This window comes from Vibrio sp. E150_018, from assembly GCF_053544035.1.
In genome coordinates this window covers 113,599-129,579 of sequence record NZ_JBHGNY010000010.1, presented here as the reverse complement: position 1 = coordinate 129,579, position 15,981 = coordinate 113,599, and the positions used below count along the sequence as shown (strand labels likewise).

General features: G+C 40.7%; 17 protein-coding genes and 1 pseudogene. 9 read left to right on the top strand and 9 right to left on the bottom strand.

Annotated features, from left to right (window positions below):
* Window positions 1-115: pseudogene (locus tag ACE3G9_RS11370) on the top strand (IS982 family transposase); the annotation flags it as partial.
* Here the strand turns inward: ACE3G9_RS11370 and ACE3G9_RS11365 are convergent.
* Genes ACE3G9_RS11365 through gmhB form a run of 3 tightly spaced genes read right to left on the bottom strand, consistent with a single transcriptional unit; the run spans window position 86 to window position 2,135 of the window.
* A complete protein-coding gene (locus ACE3G9_RS11365) occupies window positions 86-505 on the bottom strand; it encodes a hypothetical protein (protein WP_449219167.1) in 420 nt (139 codons plus the stop codon). The pseudogene ACE3G9_RS11370 and the gene ACE3G9_RS11365 overlap by 30 nt on opposite strands.
* A gap of 1 nt (window position 506) precedes the next feature.
* Entirely contained in the window at window positions 507-1,535 is a 1,029-nt protein-coding gene (locus ACE3G9_RS11360) for an ABC transporter permease subunit (RefSeq protein WP_417879340.1), read from the bottom strand.
* 42 nt (window positions 1,536-1,577) lie between these two features.
* On the bottom strand, window positions 1,578-2,135 hold the full coding sequence (gmhB, locus tag ACE3G9_RS11355; RefSeq protein ID WP_417879341.1) for a D-glycero-beta-D-manno-heptose 1,7-bisphosphate 7-phosphatase: 558 nt from the start codon (window positions 2,133-2,135) through the stop codon (window positions 1,578-1,580).
* Between the two features lie 275 nt (window positions 2,136-2,410).
* Here gmhB and metN point away from each other — a divergent pair, with 275 nt between their 5' ends.
* From metN to ACE3G9_RS11335, 4 genes are all read left to right on the top strand, one after another.
* Window positions 2,411-3,445 (top strand): methionine ABC transporter ATP-binding protein MetN, encoded by a 1,035-nt coding sequence (gene metN / locus ACE3G9_RS11350; RefSeq protein ID WP_417879342.1) that lies wholly within the window; start codon window positions 2,411-2,413, stop codon window positions 3,443-3,445.
* Entirely contained in the window at window positions 3,435-4,118 is a 684-nt protein-coding gene (locus ACE3G9_RS11345; protein WP_417879343.1) for a methionine ABC transporter permease, read from the top strand. The genes metN and ACE3G9_RS11345 overlap by 11 nt, the downstream gene beginning before the upstream one ends.
* Before the next feature lie 204 nt (window positions 4,119-4,322).
* Complete coding sequence (gene metQ / locus ACE3G9_RS11340) at window positions 4,323-5,120, top strand: methionine ABC transporter substrate-binding lipoprotein MetQ (protein WP_417879345.1); 798 nt, start codon at window positions 4,323-4,325, stop codon at window positions 5,118-5,120.
* A 197-nt stretch (window positions 5,121-5,317) separates the two neighbouring features.
* Window positions 5,318-6,445 (top strand): fatty acid desaturase, encoded by a 1,128-nt coding sequence (locus ACE3G9_RS11335; protein ID WP_449219166.1) that lies wholly within the window; start codon window positions 5,318-5,320, stop codon window positions 6,443-6,445.
* A 110-nt stretch (window positions 6,446-6,555) separates the two neighbouring features.
* Here the strand turns inward: ACE3G9_RS11335 and ACE3G9_RS11330 are convergent, their stop codons facing one another.
* Window positions 6,556-8,145, bottom strand: a complete 1,590-nt coding sequence (locus ACE3G9_RS11330) for an AbgT family transporter (RefSeq protein ID WP_449219165.1) — start codon at window positions 8,143-8,145, stop codon at window positions 6,556-6,558.
* A 335-nt stretch (window positions 8,146-8,480) separates the two neighbouring features.
* Here ACE3G9_RS11330 and tsaA point away from each other — a divergent pair, with 335 nt between their 5' ends.
* The 4 genes from tsaA to ACE3G9_RS11310 all read left to right on the top strand — a co-directional run bounded on the left by tsaA (window position 8,481) and on the right by ACE3G9_RS11310 (window position 11,659).
* On the top strand, window positions 8,481-9,212 hold the full coding sequence (gene tsaA / locus ACE3G9_RS11325; RefSeq protein WP_449219164.1) for a tRNA (N6-threonylcarbamoyladenosine(37)-N6)-methyltransferase TrmO: 732 nt from the start codon (window positions 8,481-8,483) through the stop codon (window positions 9,210-9,212).
* 92 nt (window positions 9,213-9,304) lie between these two features.
* Window positions 9,305-11,020 carry a proline--tRNA ligase gene (locus ACE3G9_RS11320; protein WP_449219163.1) on the top strand — a complete coding sequence of 572 codons (1,716 nt, stop codon included), beginning with the start codon at window positions 9,305-9,307 and terminating at the stop codon, window positions 11,018-11,020.
* A gap of 229 nt (window positions 11,021-11,249) precedes the next feature.
* Complete coding sequence (locus ACE3G9_RS11315) at window positions 11,250-11,453, top strand: YaeP family protein (RefSeq protein ID WP_027696857.1); 204 nt, start codon at window positions 11,250-11,252, stop codon at window positions 11,451-11,453.
* Window positions 11,454-11,470: 17 nt separating this feature from the next.
* Window positions 11,471-11,659: a DUF4250 domain-containing protein gene (locus tag ACE3G9_RS11310; protein WP_417879350.1), complete on the top strand. Its 189-nt coding sequence runs from the start codon at window positions 11,471-11,473 to the stop codon at window positions 11,657-11,659.
* A gap of 117 nt (window positions 11,660-11,776) precedes the next feature.
* On the opposite strand, the gene ACE3G9_RS11305 is transcribed toward ACE3G9_RS11310, so the two are convergent.
* The 5 genes from ACE3G9_RS11305 to ACE3G9_RS11285 all read right to left on the bottom strand — a co-directional run bounded on the left by ACE3G9_RS11305 (window position 11,777) and on the right by ACE3G9_RS11285 (window position 15,889).
* Complete coding sequence (locus tag ACE3G9_RS11305; RefSeq protein WP_417879351.1) at window positions 11,777-13,240, bottom strand: PepSY-associated TM helix domain-containing protein; 1,464 nt, start codon at window positions 13,238-13,240, stop codon at window positions 11,777-11,779.
* Window positions 13,241-13,397: 157 nt separating this feature from the next.
* On the bottom strand, window positions 13,398-13,685 hold the full coding sequence (locus tag ACE3G9_RS11300) for a hypothetical protein (RefSeq protein ID WP_417879352.1): 288 nt from the start codon (window positions 13,683-13,685) through the stop codon (window positions 13,398-13,400).
* A 102-nt stretch (window positions 13,686-13,787) separates the two neighbouring features.
* Window positions 13,788-13,865 (bottom strand): Solitary outer membrane autotransporter beta-barrel domain, encoded by a 78-nt coding sequence (locus ACE3G9_RS11295; RefSeq protein ID WP_417879500.1) that lies wholly within the window; start codon window positions 13,863-13,865, stop codon window positions 13,788-13,790.
* A 78-nt stretch (window positions 13,866-13,943) separates the two neighbouring features.
* The gene (locus ACE3G9_RS11290; protein ID WP_449219162.1) at window positions 13,944-14,933 is read right to left on the bottom strand and encodes a DUF2860 family protein; all 990 of its coding nucleotides are present in this window, start codon (window positions 14,931-14,933) and stop codon (window positions 13,944-13,946) included.
* A gap of 203 nt (window positions 14,934-15,136) precedes the next feature.
* On the bottom strand, window positions 15,137-15,889 hold the full coding sequence (locus ACE3G9_RS11285) for a DUF2884 family protein (protein WP_417879354.1): 753 nt from the start codon (window positions 15,887-15,889) through the stop codon (window positions 15,137-15,139).
* Between the last annotated feature and the right edge of the window lie 92 nt (window positions 15,890-15,981).

Below are 15,981 nucleotides of genomic sequence, written 5' to 3'. Positions count from 1 at the left end.
CTGTATCAGCTTCATGGTGAATTTAGTCGCAGGATTAATTGCTTATAGTTTTCAAGAAAAAAAGCCGAGTATTAAAGTTACTCGGCTAGAAAAACAATTTCTTATGCAGATCTGAGGTTAAATAGTGTTTGCTTGCCATGCTTGGCGCTGCGGGAGGAAAGTCGCTATCAAAATCTTGTTCATAAGGATTCCAAGGCACCAGCGGCATAATCACCAAGCCTTGCGGATCTTTGTCGCTTATCAGTTTTTGCAGTTGGCGATAATTGGTTTCAGCCTGATAACCAAGGTCGAAAGTACTACCTGAAATCACATCAGCGTAAGTTGGGAAATACCATTGGTCTTGATACTTCACCACAATGGCTCGACTATTAACCAACAGCTCCGCTAATAACGCAAGCACAAATAAAAACGTTAGGATCATCAGTGACCAATAACCACGTTTGATCGCTTTAAAGCGTTTAATTTTCTTTTGAGTTAATGGGGTTGAAATAAAGGCTAAACTCATATTAGGCTCCAAACTTAATACGAGGATCAACCAAGGCCACGCAGATATCCGACAAAATATTGCCAATCAACAACATCAACGCATTAATGGCAAATAACCCCATTACCACAGGGTAGTCTCGCTCCATAATCGATTCATAACCTAATAAACCTATGCCGTTAATATTGAAAATGACTTCAATCAAAAACGATCCGGTCATAAAGAACATCAGAGAATTACCAAATGAGCTGGCTACCGGAATTAAACTATTACGTAGTGCGTGACGTCTGACTGCTAGCTTAAATGGCAAGCCTTTCGCAATCGCCGTTCGAACATAATCGGCCGCTAAGTTTTCCATTAAGTTATTTTTCATGGTCATGGTCAACAAGGCAAAATCACCAATCAAATAACAAAACAGCGGCAACACCGCATGCCAAAGCACATCTTTAATTTGCTCAGGCAGAGTGAAATAGTCAAAGTCATCGCTAACAAAACCGCCCATCGGAAACCATTCCAAATGAAAGCTAAATAAACTGAGCAACAGTACCCCGATCACATAACCGGGTAGCGCAAAACCGACAAAAATAAAAATAGAACTAGAGGCATCAATCACACTGCCATGGCGCAGTGCTTTCATGTAACCAAGAGGAATAGAAATAAGGTAGCTAATTAAAAACGTCATTCCACCATAAAATAATGAAATCGGTAGACGTTCGGCAATCATATCGGTGACAGGTTCGTAATAGCGTGTAGATTCACCTAAATCGAACTGAACCAACTTTTTCAGCCATAACCAATAAGCTTGAGGAATAGGCTTATCTAGGCCATAAAATTCATTGAGTTCCGCTATTTGATCATCGGACAATGCATTGTTACCACCATGAGTCACGCTACTGGATGTCGCGACCTCGCCTTGCTGCATCTGTAAGCTAAGCAACATGCGCTCAACCGGCCCACCGGGCACAAAGCGAGTTAAGGTGAAAATCAGCAAAGTAATGCCAATAAAGGTAGGAATGACGAGTAAGAGTCTTCTAAAAATATACGCTAGCATCCAATCCAGCCTGTCATCAATTAATTATCTTTGTAAGATCACTTATATATTTTCTGCCAAATACTTAGGCACATACTTAATACTATCTAACACAACATCGGCGAGTGTCTGCGCTTCATCGGTGACAGCCTTGCCGCTACGCACTAAAATTTTGGTTTTCACACCGGCCGCAATGGCAGCTTTCATATCATCCGCTTTATCACCAATCATTACTGAACGTGACATATCAATATCGAGTTCTTCTTGAGCCGAAATAAACATACCAGGTGCGGGCTTACGGCAATCACACGCTTGAGCGTATTTTTCTACCGAGCCTTCAGGATGATGCGGGCAATAATACAAACCATCAAATTCCACGCCTTGGTCAACGAAATTCCAATCCATCCATTCGGTTAGCGTCAAAAATTCTTTTTCAGAATAATAGCCACGAGCAATACCAGATTGATTGGTCACAAGAACTAATTGGTAGCCTAAATCTTTCAGCGCTTTGGTTGCCTCAAACACACCGTCGATGTATTCAAAATCATCCACTTTACTTACATAACCATGGTCGACATTAATGACGCCATCACGATCGATAAAAACGGCAGGTTTAGACAAAATAACACACTCTCTTTAAGGCTGCTTTTGCAGATAGAAAACAAAAGTATTCAATAAAATATTAATTAATAATTATTGCACGCTTTGCTTTGCTCTTCATTAGATTAATAAGAATAGTCCAAATTAAACACTTTAGACGTCTAGACGTAAAAATATCTATTGACTTGAGGTAGTGAAAACCATAGCATCGTCTACTAAATCTCAGTCACAATGTACGTTTTCACTAAAATTTGGATTTATTGAAAGTGGAATATATTACTAAGTCAGGTTGTTAAATGATTGAAATTAATCAAGTCAACAAAGTGTTCTATCAAGGCAGCAAGGAAATCCCTGCACTGGTAGACATCAATCTTCATATTCCTCAAGGGGAAATCTTTGGTGTGATCGGCTCATCAGGTGCTGGGAAAAGCACTCTTATTCGTTGCGTTAACATGCTTGAAGCCCCGACGTCTGGTTCTGTTTTGGTCGATGACTTAGACCTCACTAAACTTTCTTCTAAAGAATTAGGCCAAGCTCGCCGTAATATCGGCATGATTTTCCAACATTTTAACTTATTATCTTCTCGCACGGTTTTTGATAATGTGGCGCTACCTTTAGAATTAGCGCAAACGCCGACCACTGAAATTGAGCTACGTGTGACTGAGCTATTAGATTTAGTCGGCCTTGCGGACAAACGTGATACCTACCCTGCTAATTTAAGTGGCGGTCAAAAACAACGTGTTGCCATTGCCCGTGCATTAGCATCAAAACCTAAAGTTTTATTGTGTGATGAAGCGACGAGTGCGCTTGATCCAGCAACCACCAAGTCTATTTTAGAATTACTGAAAACCATTAATCAGCAACTTAATCTGACAATTTTGATCATTACCCATGAAATGGATGTGGTGAAAAATATTTGTGACAAAGTGGCCATCATAGGTGGTGGCCGCCTGGTTGAACAAGGTCTGGTAAGTGATATTTTTGCTCACCCTAAGACAGAGCTAGCGCAAGAGTTTATTCGCTCAACCTTAGATTTATCGATTCCTGAAGATTACAAAGATCGCCTGCAAGCGACTCAACAGGAGGGCTCAATTCCTCTAGTACGTCTTGAATTTACTGGCTCAACTATTGATGCTCCAGTGATCAGTCAATTATCTCGCAAGTTTAATGTCGATGTCAGTATTTTAAACTCCGATATTGATTACGCTGGCGGGGTTCGTTTTGGCTTAATGGTTGCAGAACTGTTTGGTGAAAAAGAACTTGTTGATCAATCCATTAACTTCCTAAAAGACCACAATATTAAAGTCGAGGTGCTTGGCTATGTTTTATGATCAAATCATGGATTGGTATTACGATCATCGCACTTTCCGCCTAATTTGGGGCGCGACCTGGGAAACTCTGTACATGGTCGGTGTTGCTGGTTTAATCGGCTTTATCATTGGTATTCCAATGGGCGTGATTCTACATATCACGAAAAAAGGCGGCTTAATTGAAAACCGTACCGTAAACATGATACTTGGTGCCGTCGTCAATATTGGTCGTTCCGTACCTTTCTTAGTGTTAATGGTTGCCATCATTCCATTTACGACCTTTTTAATTGGTAAGTTTATTGGAACCACTGCCGCAATTGTTCCTCTCACCGTGGGCGCTATTCCTTTTATTGCTCGTTTAGTGGAAAGTGCATTGGTTGAAGTGCCAAGCGGCCTGATTGAAGCGGCACAATCTATGGGTGCAAGTCCAATACAAATTATCCGTAAGGTATTGTTACCAGAAGCTTTACCTTCTATTGTTAACACCATTACTATCACCCTAGTGACCTTAGTGAGCTATTCAGCCATGGCGGGAACCGTTGGCGGTGGTGGCCTAGGTGATGTGGCGATGCGTTATGGTTATCAACGCTATCAGCCGGACATAATGTTCATTACTGTGGTGTTACTAGTAGTAGTGGTACAAATTATTCAAATGGTCGGTGATCGAATCGCCAGCCGAGTGGATCATCGTTAATTATAACAAATAGACCAGACTCATCATATCCAAAGTAATTGGAGTTGCAGTGAGACAGCAAGTGAATGAGACCTCATGAGCATAGCTCGCCTATGACTTTTTTAATTAAGAGTTTGAGGGGATCAACGGCGTCAATAAAGCTGCAGCTTCAAGTACGAAGGATATAGTCATAAAGAATGCATTTTTATACATGGAGATTAGTATATGAAATTGAAAAGCCTATTTAGCGCAGCTGCGGTTGCTACTTCACTACTTTTAACGGGCGCTGCTAATGCAGCCGATAACACCATCAATGTAGGGGTAATTGCTGGTCCAGAAGCACAAGTTGCAGAAGTCGCAGCAAAAGTTGCCAAAGAAAAATACAACCTTGATGTGAAACTCACTATATTCTCGGATTACATCATTCCTAACGCCGCTTTAAATGATGGTTCAATTGACCTAAACGCATTCCAACATTTGCCATACCTTGATAAGCAAATTAAAGATCGTGGTTACGAAATTAAGCCAGTTGGTAATACCTTCGTCTACCCAATTGCTGGTTACTCGAAAAAAATCAAATCACTTGATGAGCTGAAAAAAGGCGATAGCATCGCGATTCCAAACGATCCAACTAACGAAGGTCGTGCATTATTGCTTCTACAAGAGAAAGGTTTAATCAAACTCGCTGCAAATGCAGGCCTTGAAGCAACGCCTCTGGATATCGTAGAGAACCCAAAGAGATTAGATTTTGTTGAACTAGAAGCCCCACAGCTACCAAACTCATTACAAGACGTAGCAATCGCGATCATCAACAACACGTTCGCGGCTCAAAATGGTTTAACGACTGAAGAACATGGTGTATTTGTGGAAGATAAAGAATCTCCATATGTAAACCTAATCGTTGCGCGTAAAGACAATGCCGATAGCGAAAATGTGAAGAACTTTGTGAAAGCATACCAAACAGACGAAGTTTACCAAGAAGCAATGAAACTGTTTAACGGCAGCGTTGTTAAAGGTTGGTAATCCAGCATTAAAGTCACTTAGGTATTAAGGGTAGCTAAATTAGCTGCCCTTTTTTGTATCTCGATTTTGCTGTAAAGGAAATGGATTGAAACAAATTATTCATGAGATTTAGGTAATATTGATCACACACGCCACTAGACTTACACCTGTAAGCTAGATATTCTAGCGTACACTTGTAGCCTGAAACTTGGTCATTTATGAAAACACAAAATCCTCCTTTCATTTGGTTAAATGTCTTCATCTTCGCTAGCAGTATGTTGCTTGCGGTAGTTGTTGCGCCAATTTACTTTATTATCAATGACATTACCGTGGCACATTGGGTATGGCTCCTAGTCACTTTTAGCTTTTGTAATCTATGCATCACAGCAGGCTATCACCGCTTGTGGTCGCATCGAACCTATCAAGCTCATTGGTCTTTACGGTTTATTTTTGCTTTAGGTGGGGCGTTTGCTCTGCAAAATAGCGCGCTTCATTGGTCTTCAGATCACCGTGTTCATCACCGCCACGTTGATAATAACGACAAAGATCCCTACTCCGCTAAGCGTGGCTTTTGGTTTTCTCATATTGGTTGGATGTTACGCCACTACCAAAGCGCAGAAGTTTATTCGGATTACTCCAATTGCCGAGATCTACAAAAAGAAAAGATCGTCATGTGGCAACATAAATACTATATCCCTCTTGCTCTGTTAATGAGCTTAGGGGTTCCACTTTTATTAGGCATTATTTACCAAGATATTATTGGAATGCTTTTAATGGTTGGCGCAGTTCGTTTAGTGTTAAACCATCACACGACTTTCTTTATTAATTCTCTAGCGCATATCTGGGGAAGCCAACCTTATACCAATAAAAATACTGCTCGTGATAACAGTGTGTTAGCGGTACTAACCTTTGGTGAGGGTTACCACAATTTCCATCATATCTTTGAAAATGACTACCGAAATGGCATCCACTGGTGGCAATACGATCCAACAAAATGGCTAATCAAAACCTGCTCATGGTTAAAATTAACCGAAAAGCTGCGTATTACACCGGCCGATAAAATCGAAAAAGCCAAAGCATTACAATTGCTCAATGATACTAAACAGAAGATTCGCCATTTGCCGAACCAACATGACGTTATTGAAAAAATGCACAAAGAATACGATGCTCTAATTGCTCAAATGACCGAGTATTACGACTTGAAGAAACTGCTGATGCATAGCAAGAAACAAAAGATGATGGAGCAATATGAACATGCGGTTTTAAAGCTGCGCTATCAACAAATGAAGCAACACTTTAAACAGCAACAATTACAGTGGCTGATGTTAATGAAGCAATACGCATAAGCTTTCCAATTAACACCAATCACCAAGAGCCCAAGCATAAAAAATCCCCAAACGATTCAACATCGTTTGGGGATTTTTGTTAACGCTTTAAATGACGTTATGACGATATTTTAAGGCGTATAGTACGTCGCTGCACCGGGGCCTACAGGTAGACCCAATACGAAGACCCAGATGTAGAACAAAATGCTCCAACCCACTAAGAAACATAACGTATATGGGAGCATGGTTGCTATTAACGTACCAATACCTAGGTTCTTAACATAACGCGATGCCACAGCCAGAATCAAGCCAAAATAACTCATCATCGGTGTGATTAAGTTCGTTACCGAGTCACCAATGCGGTAAGCTGCTTGAATGGTTTCTGGTGCATAACCCACTAACATCAACATTGGGATAAAGATAGGTGCAGTTACCGCCCACTGAGCCGATGCCGAACCAATCATTAAATTGATAAAGCCACACATAATGATGAAAGCAAAGAACAACGCTGGGCCAGTTAAACCGATAGTTTGCAAGAAGTCTGCACCGCCAACCGCAAATACTTGACCAAAGTTGGTCCACTTAAAGAAAGCAACAAATTGTGCTGCAAAGAACACCAACACAATGTACATACCCATTGAAGACATCGATTTTGACATTGCATTGATCACGTCACGATCATTCTTCATGCTGCCTGTTACTTTACCGTAAACAAAACCAGGAATAGCAAAGAAGACAAAGATAAAGGCAACAATACTCTTCAAAAATGGAGAGCCAGCCACTTCGCCTGTTACAGGATTACGCAACACGCCATTTTCAGGAACAATCGTCCAAGCAAGTAACACACTAACAACTAGAACCGCAATACCAGCAACTTTAAGACCTTTTTTCTCATCGGCAGTCAATGCCCCCATTTTATCTTGCGATAAGTCTTCTGACGATTCTTCAATTTTGTATTCACCTAGCTTAGGCTCAACAATTTTTTCGGTAACGAAAGCCCCCACAATTGCAATAAAGAAAGTTGAAATGAACATAAAGTACCAGTTCACTTCTGGACCAACTGTGTAATTTGGGTCAATCATTTGCGCTGCCGATTCCGTGATACCAGAAAGCAGTGGATCAACGGTACCAATCAATAAGTTGGCAGAATAGCCACCGGACACACCTGCAAACGCTGCGGCAAGACCGGCTAATGGGTGACGACCTAATGAATGGAACAACATCGCCGCTAGTGGGATAAGTACCACGTAACCTAGCTCAGAAGCAGTATTAGAAATAATACCGGCGAAAATGACCGTGAACGTCACCATACGCTTTGACGCGCCCATCACCATTCCACGCATTGCAGCAGATAAAAGGCCTGAGTGTTCGGCAATTGCCACACCCAACATAGCCACAAGCACTGTACCTAATGGCGCGAAACCGGTGAAGTTTTTAACTAAGCTCGTCACGATAAGCTGTAAGCCTTCCGCATTAAGTAAGCTAACAACATGGATAATACCATCGGCAGAACGGCCACTTGCCCCTTCAGGACGAGGATCAACAACCGATACTCCAAAATAGCCAGCAATCCCAGATGAAATCAAGATAGCGACACAAAAAATGGCAAATAAAGTGATGGGATGAGGTAATAGATTTCCTAAGTATTCAACTGAATCTAGAAAGCGGGTAAAAAGCGTTTTCTTCGAGTTATATGGCTTACTCGAACTTTGAGTTGTCATCGGGACCTCCTAGTCAATGACATCCAGTTTTTTAACACTGGTATAACAAAAGGTCGCTTAGAGTACGTGAACCAATAAGATTCAGAAAAGCATAAAATGTTAATAAGTGTAACTAAAATGAAATATAAAATTAGAAAATAACCATAATCAAAGATACAAAAAACCAATTATCAACAAAAACCAGAACTATATAGATTGAAAATTACACTAATTGTACGAAATTTATCAACGAAAGCCCTTTGTCAAAAATGTGATCTTGATTAACGGTAGATTATTTTCCATCGCTGTTTATTTATCGTTATCATTAACCAACACTTTTTGAGCAGACTAATACTATGCCATTTACCATTGAACCTATTGGACGAATTCACTCTCCTTATAAAGAAAAATTTTCAGTGCCAAGGCAACCACGGTTAGCGCCTGCCGCCAACGCACGAGTTGAATTACTCGGTGAAGCTAACTCACCTGAAGCGATACGCGGTTTGGAGCAATTTAGCCACGCATGGTTATTATTCTTATTTGATCAAAATCTAGAAGCAGGTTGGAAGCCGACCGTTAGGCCTCCTAGATTGGGTGGCAATGAAAGAATTGGCGTGTTTGCTTCACGCTCAACATTTCGTCCCAATGGCATTGGCATGTCTGCGGTAGAAATAAAAGGCATTACGCAACAAGGTAGTCAAACCTGGATTGAACTAGGCAGTGTTGATTTAGTGGATGGCACGCCCATCATCGATATCAAGCCTTACATCCCCTACTCTGATTCGATTACCGATGCCACTGGCGGGTTTGCAGAGAGTGAGCCGGATATCTTGCCAGTAGTGTTTTCAACTTCCGCACAATTACGTTTGAAAGCACACTCAAATGGTCAGCATATTCAAGCGGTGATCGAGCAAGTTTTAGCCCAAGATCCTCGTCCGGCTTACAAGAAAAATAAAGCGGATGATAAAGAGTACGCCACTCACTTATTCGACCTAAACGTTAAATTTAAAGTCGAAAGCGATGACAGCCGCCATAATCTGGAAATAAATCGCAATTTCATCCATGTAACTTCTATCGAACACTTTTGAGAAAACCTCAGTGCTGCTATCATTACAAGCTAAATTGCCTCTTTGATTTTGGCATTCAATTATTAACATTCTATAAATAAGCGGGTACAAAAATGCGCACCAGCAAATACCTTGTTTCTACATTAAAAGAAACTCCAAACGACGCAGAAGTGATCAGCCACCAGCTGATGCTACGTGCCGGTATGATCCGTAAACTAGCTTCAGGTCTTTACACTTGGCTACCAACCGGTCTACGCGTACTGCGTAAAGTTGAAACCATCATTCGTGAAGAAATCAACAATGCAGGTGCAATTGAAACCTTAATGCCGGTAGTTCAACCTTTTGAACTATGGGAAGAAACAGGTCGATCTGAAAAAATGGGCCCAGAACTACTTCGCTTTACCGATCGTCACTCTCGCCCATTCGTACTTAGCCCAACGGCTGAAGAAGTGATCACTAACCTTGTTCGTAACGAAGTAAGCTCATACAAACAACTTCCTTTGAACCTATATCAAATCCAAACCAAATTCCGTGATGAACGTCGTCCACGTTTTGGTGTTATGCGCTCTCGTGAATTTTCAATGATGGATGCCTACAGCTTTGATATCGATAAAGACGGTTTGCAACAATCTTACAATGCGATGCACGATGCTTACTGTAAAGCATTCGACCGCATGGGTTTAGACTACCGTCCAGTACTAGCGGACAGCGGCGCGATCGGTGGTAACGGTTCTCAAGAATTCCACGTATTAGCAGAAAGCGGTGAAGATCTGATTGTATTCTCAACCGAATCAGACTACGCAGCTAACATCGAAAAAGCAGAAGCCCTAGCACCAACAACTGAACGTGCTGAGCCAAGCCAAGAAATGACGCTAGTCGACACGCCAAATGCGAAAACCATTGCAGAGCTTGTTGAGCAGCACGGTCTAGCGATTGAAAAAACCGTTAAAACACTCTTCGTTAAAGCCTCTGATGAAGTCGATGCATCGATCATTGCGCTTATCATTCGTGGCGATCACGAGCTAAACGAAATCAAAGCTGAAAACCTACCACAAGTTGCTGCGCCTTTAGAAATGGCAAGCGAAGAAGAAATTCGTCAGTTAATTGGCGCAGGTCCTGGTTCACTTGGCCCTGTTGGTCTTGATCTACCATTTATCGTTGACCGTTCAGTAGCGGTAATGAATGATTTCGGCGCAGGTGCTAACATTGATAACAAGCACTACTTCGGTATTAATTGGGGTCGTGATGTAGAGCTTGGTCAAGTTGAAGATTTACGTAACGTGGTAGAAGGCGATCCTAGTCCATGCGGTAAAGGTACATTACAACTTAAACGTGGTATCGAAGTGGGCCACATCTTCCAGTTAGGTACTAACTACTCTGAAAAAATGAACTGTAGTGTGCTTGATTCAAACGGTAAAAACGTCATTCTAGAAATGGGATGTTACGGCATTGGTGTAACGCGCGTTGTGGCAGCAGCAATTGAGCAAAACCACGATGACTCTGGTATTATCTGGCCGGATGCAATTGCCCCATTCCAAGTGGCTATCGTTCCAATGAACATGCACAAATCAGAACGCGTTAAAGAAGCAGCTGAAAAACTATACGCAGAACTAATCTCAGCTGGTATTGAAGTGCTATTTGATGATCGCAAAGAGCGTCCAGGCGTAATGTTCAAAGATATCGAATTAATCGGTATCCCTCATACGGTTGTGATCGGTGATCGCAGTATGGATGAAGGTAACTTTGAATATAAAGATCGCAAAAATGGTGACAAAGTAGCGATTGCGATGGATAACATCGTCGAGCACCTAAAAGCTCAAATCAAATAATACCAATTCCGATAAATAAGTGGTCTAAATTAGCGTAGAAAAAAAGCTTGATAACAAGGCATAAAATTTCTGTTAGTAGTGATTCTACATACAAATTTTATAACGCAGTTAGCGAGTTTTTTAGCAAGCTAAGATGATCAATTATTTGTTGGAGTTGGTATAATTAATGAAGAATAAAAAGGCGAGCTTAGGTTCGCCTTTTTTATCACTTAATTTTACAGAGAAAATGATGAAAATTTATGACTGCTGCGATTTAGTTCGCGAACTCTATGCTCAAATTGGTAGTGGCGATCAAGGCTACATTCCTCAAGCCATCACTTGCGCGGTAAAAACCTTCAACGATATCGCCGCCGATGAAAACCTGCCAAAAGAAACACGTGAACGCGCGGCCTTTGCTGCAGCCAATTTGTTAATTTCAGATTTTGAAGACTAAGCTTAAGGATAACCACCATGAATTTAGCCAATTTTGAAAACATGGATCCAGTAATGCTGATGAGTATCGTCAATATGAAATTACGCGACGAATATGGTGATCTAGATAACCTAGTCAAAGCTTTTGATATTGATAAACAAGCCTTAATCAACAAACTTGCTAGTGCCGGGTTTGATTACTTACCTGAAGTGAAACAATTTAGATAGTCACGAACCATAACGGCTATCTTTCTCTTAACTCGAACAAAAATAAAGCCGCAGTCACTTTCAAATTAGCACTGTGAAAACGAGTGCTGCGGCTTTTTCAAATTAAAAAACTTACGGTTATTTAACCAATCTAGTCATTGCCGGAATTCGTGATAACACAATAAAGTCGAGTAACAACATACTGATAATCGCCAATCCTGCCATAGGGAAAGTGATAGAAGTAATAATCATCACAAGTGCTCCTGTTTTCCATAATCGAGTATCCTTTGGCATAGGCGGAGGCACTAATCTTCCTGCACCAGAAGGTTTGCGTAACCACCACATCACTACACCACTCACCGAGATAAACATAAACATTAGACAAAGCGCTGTATTTAATGCTTTATTCCACCAGCCTAGTTCGCCTTCATGCAGCCCTACACCCGCAGCCATAAATTTGGCCATTAGAGCATAATCATCCCAATTAAAATCGATAATGGTTTGCTTGGAATATTGGTCAATATGAACGGTACGATCTTGGGTTGGATCATGAATGTCACCACTAATCGTATCGGCAGACAAAGTATAAACGCCAGTATCATCGATTGGTAACATCACTCGGAAGTAACCAAAACCCAATTGTTGTCCGGTGTTTATCACTGTATCGAGATCTTGCGCTTCAATATTGTATTGCGCTTTAGGCATAGCCATATTATGAGCCGCGTGCAGATCAACGTCTTTAGGCTCACTATCTAATTTCTTATCTGAAATCGGCATCGGAGCTTGCTCAAGATTCCAAGGAACTTCTTTTTCATTGCCGTGGTTCATACTGGCATGCGTTTTGTCCGACACCGGAATGTCATAGTATTTTTCAGCGGGAAAGGTAGACCAACCTTGTACGAGCTTATCGCCCCATATTCCAGCCCAAGATAGTCCAGTGATCAAAAAGAACAGTAAAAAAAGACTGATTACCCCACCAATGTTGGCATGAAGATCTCGCCAAAAAATGCGTTTACCACTTTGCAGCCTTATTTTGAAAAAACCGGCTTTACTAGCATTATCCCTCGGCCACCACATGTATAAACCTGTGATGAGTAATACAATCGCTAAACTTGCTGCAATTTCAATTAACCGATCACCTAAATCACCAATCAATAAAGTACCATGAATGTCATTGGCTAAAGCATATAAATTATCGCGGTCAATCTCTCCCTGTAATTGTCCGGTATATTGGTTAACTAACACAAACCATCCCGTTCCATCCGGTTTTACAATAGCAAAGCGGTTGGCTTCATTGGTAGCATGAGCGGGAATAAACTCTTTCACTGTACTATCAGGGTAGGCTAACTGAACCGCTGCTAGTTGCTCACTCGCCTCAACTTGAGAAGATAACGTCTCAACATAAATCTTATCACCATATTGAGCCGACTCTATTTGCGGGCCATACAACATAATAAGCCCGGTGATCGCGAGCATGCACATAAAGGGCACGACAAATAATCCAGCGTAAAAATGCCAACGCCAAGCCATAAAATAGAAGTTTCTTTTTTCTTGCGCAGCGTTAGCCACGCCTTGCTGAACACTGCGAGTTGCAGAATGCATGATATTTCCTTAAATCATTACTAAAGGTCAACAGACCCTAAACAATCAATCGTTTAATCTGGCCAAAATTCGACTGTCGCCAGAAATACAGACAATAAAAGTCAGTTAATCTGAGCTTTCAATGCCAGCTAAAATAGATTAAATGGAATAAAGTTACTTACGCATTCAGAGGTGGGGCTCTAGGTGGGCTACCAAATGGATAAAAGTCACTTTCATTTGGCGGTGGCGGTTGCTTAAAAGCTAGAGTTTTTATTATTCTATATTGGCTTCGAAGTTGAACATCACTGACATCAACCTCTAACGCACAAGTAAAAACGCAGTGACCAGAAGAGGATGGTTGTAGATGTTCTGGCTCGCCTTCAACTTGTACTAATTTCAATCCGTTAAAAGTACAAAGTGTTTCCCATACCCCATTCACGCCACTGTGAGCGTTGACGGCTGGCATAGAGAAAATAACTAAACAATTTAACAAGCAGAGCTTAATAAACCATTTGTTTTTTAATCGGTATAGATTCATTGGTTCAATAACCGTCCCCCATTATAAGGGTTAATATAGAACAGCAAGCTTCCCCCCTCTTAACGAACTACCATAGTTAAAGTTAACTCCGATACCAACGGTATCAATAAAATCCCAATCAAAAACATTTAACTAAGCACCCCCTATTCGAGCTTCATAATATGAATTCCTTTAAGGATATCCGAGTTAAAATACATATCGCACGCCAGTCCCCAAGATAACATTATCACTTTGATAAAAATCCAAATTCGACATTTCTTTTGTAAAACCACCCATTACCGCGACACCGACACCAGACCAGCCAAAAATATTGTCGTAGGTATAAGTCGCTAGCACTCCGACGCTATCATCTTCCCGTGTTTCTAGAAAAATTGGATGAATTTCATCAAACTTAGAGTACTGAAATTTTATACTTATAGTTAAAAGTGAACTATCAAATTTCTGAACAGCAGCAAGCTGGCCGGTATAAGTATCCGATGCCATGGCTTCGCCTTTGGTATGTTGTTTTAAATAAGCGACAGAACTTCGCAAGAATAATCGTTGCGTAAGTGGCGTCAAATAGGAAAATTCACTGTAATAAAGGTCACCTTCTCGCTCCAATTGAGATTGAACATCCGAGCTATAATTGCTCGCACTTAATTCATCATCAATTTTTCGCTGGCCCACTGCCAACTCAAAGCCAATTCTGGTCCCTAAAATCTCTTGATATCGAAACCGAACACCTTTAATACGTTGATCTGTTTCTTGTCGTTTACTGCCGACTAAGAATGGGTCTTCCCAAGTCGAACTCTTCAATAGGCCAGGAATATATGACAGTTTGAAAGTGCCTATCTGCTCAAAATACTGACCATAACCAACTTCAAAATGCGGCCGGCCGAGGACTATATCCGCATTACTGGTACCCATGAAGAATTGTTGATTTCCCCCCAGAAAGGTGTAATTAACCTGACTGGCAGCCACCGGATAAATAAAAGCTTCTGATTTAGTCTCACCTTTATCATTTAACGAATTTAAAGTCTCACTACCTGAATCTGATTGAGAATCCGATTGAATCACACCAAACAGTAACATTGCATTACCAGAGAAGCCTTCCTGCCATTTTCCTTTTACTTCAGCACTATAGGTTGTCGATGAAGAAAGTAATAAGATAGCAGCAAGAGCGTGCTGAATTTTCATATCTATTCCTTAGATAATGTTCTTTAAAATCAAGCAAATCCATTGACCGCATAAAAGTTATAACTGAGTTACTAAAAAACTACAAATAGAATACCTGAACCACAGACTAAATTGCTTATTAAGTCTCATAAAAAATGCCAACTACCTTTCAATAGTTAGCATTAGTGAATTGCTTTTAAAATAGTAAGCTGTGTTCTGAAAGGTTAGATCACAAACACTTCATAGCCTTTTAATTCAGGAATTTGCTGACGGAGAGTTTCTTCATCTTTTGCGATACCTTGCAAATCAACACAGTAACCTGCCGCTTCTTTTTGTAGTTCTACAGATTGCGATTGTAATTTCGTTTCAACTTTCGCTTTTAAATCAATCAACTGGTTTTGTAGTTCACTTAAATTCACACTACCACCAGCTTTCATTTTTTCAGATAGCACCGCAAATGCACTTGAGAAAAACTCCCCATTAAAACGTTGCATCGCTGCAGAAGAATCCGCTTTCCAATTAGCAATCGCTTCGCTTACGGCATCTTTTTTCAATACCCACTCTCCATCATTGTAGTAGCGAGATTCAACGTCAGAGTAGAAATCACCCATGGCTTTTTTCAAGTTATTGAATGAATCTGGAGCATTAAAAGATTCACTCACATCATCAATCACTTCATTAGCTAGCTCAATACCCTGATCAGCAATGTCTTTGGCTTTTGGTACATACAAGCTAACTTTTTCACGATACGTTTTAACCATTTGTTGCTGCATCTGGTTCAAATCGACTTTTTTACCATTAATAAATAATTGATTTTTTTGATCAATTACCACTTTAGGCTTACCTTGCTGATAAACCGAAACCACATCATCTTTAAGGTGTAGTTCATTATTAATATTAATATCGCAACGTGGCGCTTGAGCCAAAGCAGAAAACGAATACAGTGCCAGTAGTGTCGCCAAAAGTGTTTTTTTCATTTAAATAACCTCATTAGAGATGAGTAAATACAGTTGTTATCGAATTGTATACCCGAAGTAATTGGAGTTACAGTGATACGACAAGTGAAGGA

What these genes read in the sequence shown, in the direction of transcription:
- tsaA (WP_449219164.1), top strand. Translation starts at nt 8,481, where the DNA reads ATGCCATTTACCATTGAACCTATTGGACGAATTCACTCTCCTTATAAA.
- metQ (WP_417879345.1), top strand. Translation starts at nt 4,323, where the DNA reads ATGAAATTGAAAAGCCTATTTAGCGCAGCTGCGGTTGCTACTTCACTA.
- ACE3G9_RS11310 (WP_417879350.1), top strand. Translation starts at nt 11,471, where the DNA reads ATGAATTTAGCCAATTTTGAAAACATGGATCCAGTAATGCTGATGAGT.
- ACE3G9_RS11365 (WP_449219167.1), bottom strand. Translation starts at nt 505, where the DNA reads ATGAGTTTAGCCTTTATTTCAACCCCATTAACTCAAAAGAAAATTAAA.
- ACE3G9_RS11290 (WP_449219162.1), bottom strand. Translation starts at nt 14,933, where the DNA reads ATGAAAATTCAGCACGCTCTTGCTGCTATCTTATTACTTTCTTCATCG.
- ACE3G9_RS11285 (WP_417879354.1), bottom strand. Translation starts at nt 15,889, where the DNA reads ATGAAAAAAACACTTTTGGCGACACTACTGGCACTGTATTCGTTTTCT.
- ACE3G9_RS11335 (WP_449219166.1), top strand. Translation starts at nt 5,318, where the DNA reads ATGAAAACACAAAATCCTCCTTTCATTTGGTTAAATGTCTTCATCTTC.
- ACE3G9_RS11300 (WP_417879352.1), bottom strand. Translation starts at nt 13,685, where the DNA reads ATGCCAGCCGTCAACGCTCACAGTGGCGTGAATGGGGTATGGGAAACA.
- ACE3G9_RS11330 (WP_449219165.1), bottom strand. Translation starts at nt 8,145, where the DNA reads ATGACAACTCAAAGTTCGAGTAAGCCATATAACTCGAAGAAAACGCTT.
- metN (WP_417879342.1), top strand. Translation starts at nt 2,411, where the DNA reads ATGATTGAAATTAATCAAGTCAACAAAGTGTTCTATCAAGGCAGCAAG.
- ACE3G9_RS11360 (WP_417879340.1), bottom strand. Translation starts at nt 1,535, where the DNA reads ATGCTAGCGTATATTTTTAGAAGACTCTTACTCGTCATTCCTACCTTT.
- ACE3G9_RS11315 (WP_027696857.1), top strand. Translation starts at nt 11,250, where the DNA reads ATGAAAATTTATGACTGCTGCGATTTAGTTCGCGAACTCTATGCTCAA.
- ACE3G9_RS11345 (WP_417879343.1), top strand. Translation starts at nt 3,435, where the DNA reads ATGTTTTATGATCAAATCATGGATTGGTATTACGATCATCGCACTTTC.
- ACE3G9_RS11305 (WP_417879351.1), bottom strand. Translation starts at nt 13,240, where the DNA reads ATGCATTCTGCAACTCGCAGTGTTCAGCAAGGCGTGGCTAACGCTGCG.
- ACE3G9_RS11320 (WP_449219163.1), top strand. Translation starts at nt 9,305, where the DNA reads ATGCGCACCAGCAAATACCTTGTTTCTACATTAAAAGAAACTCCAAAC.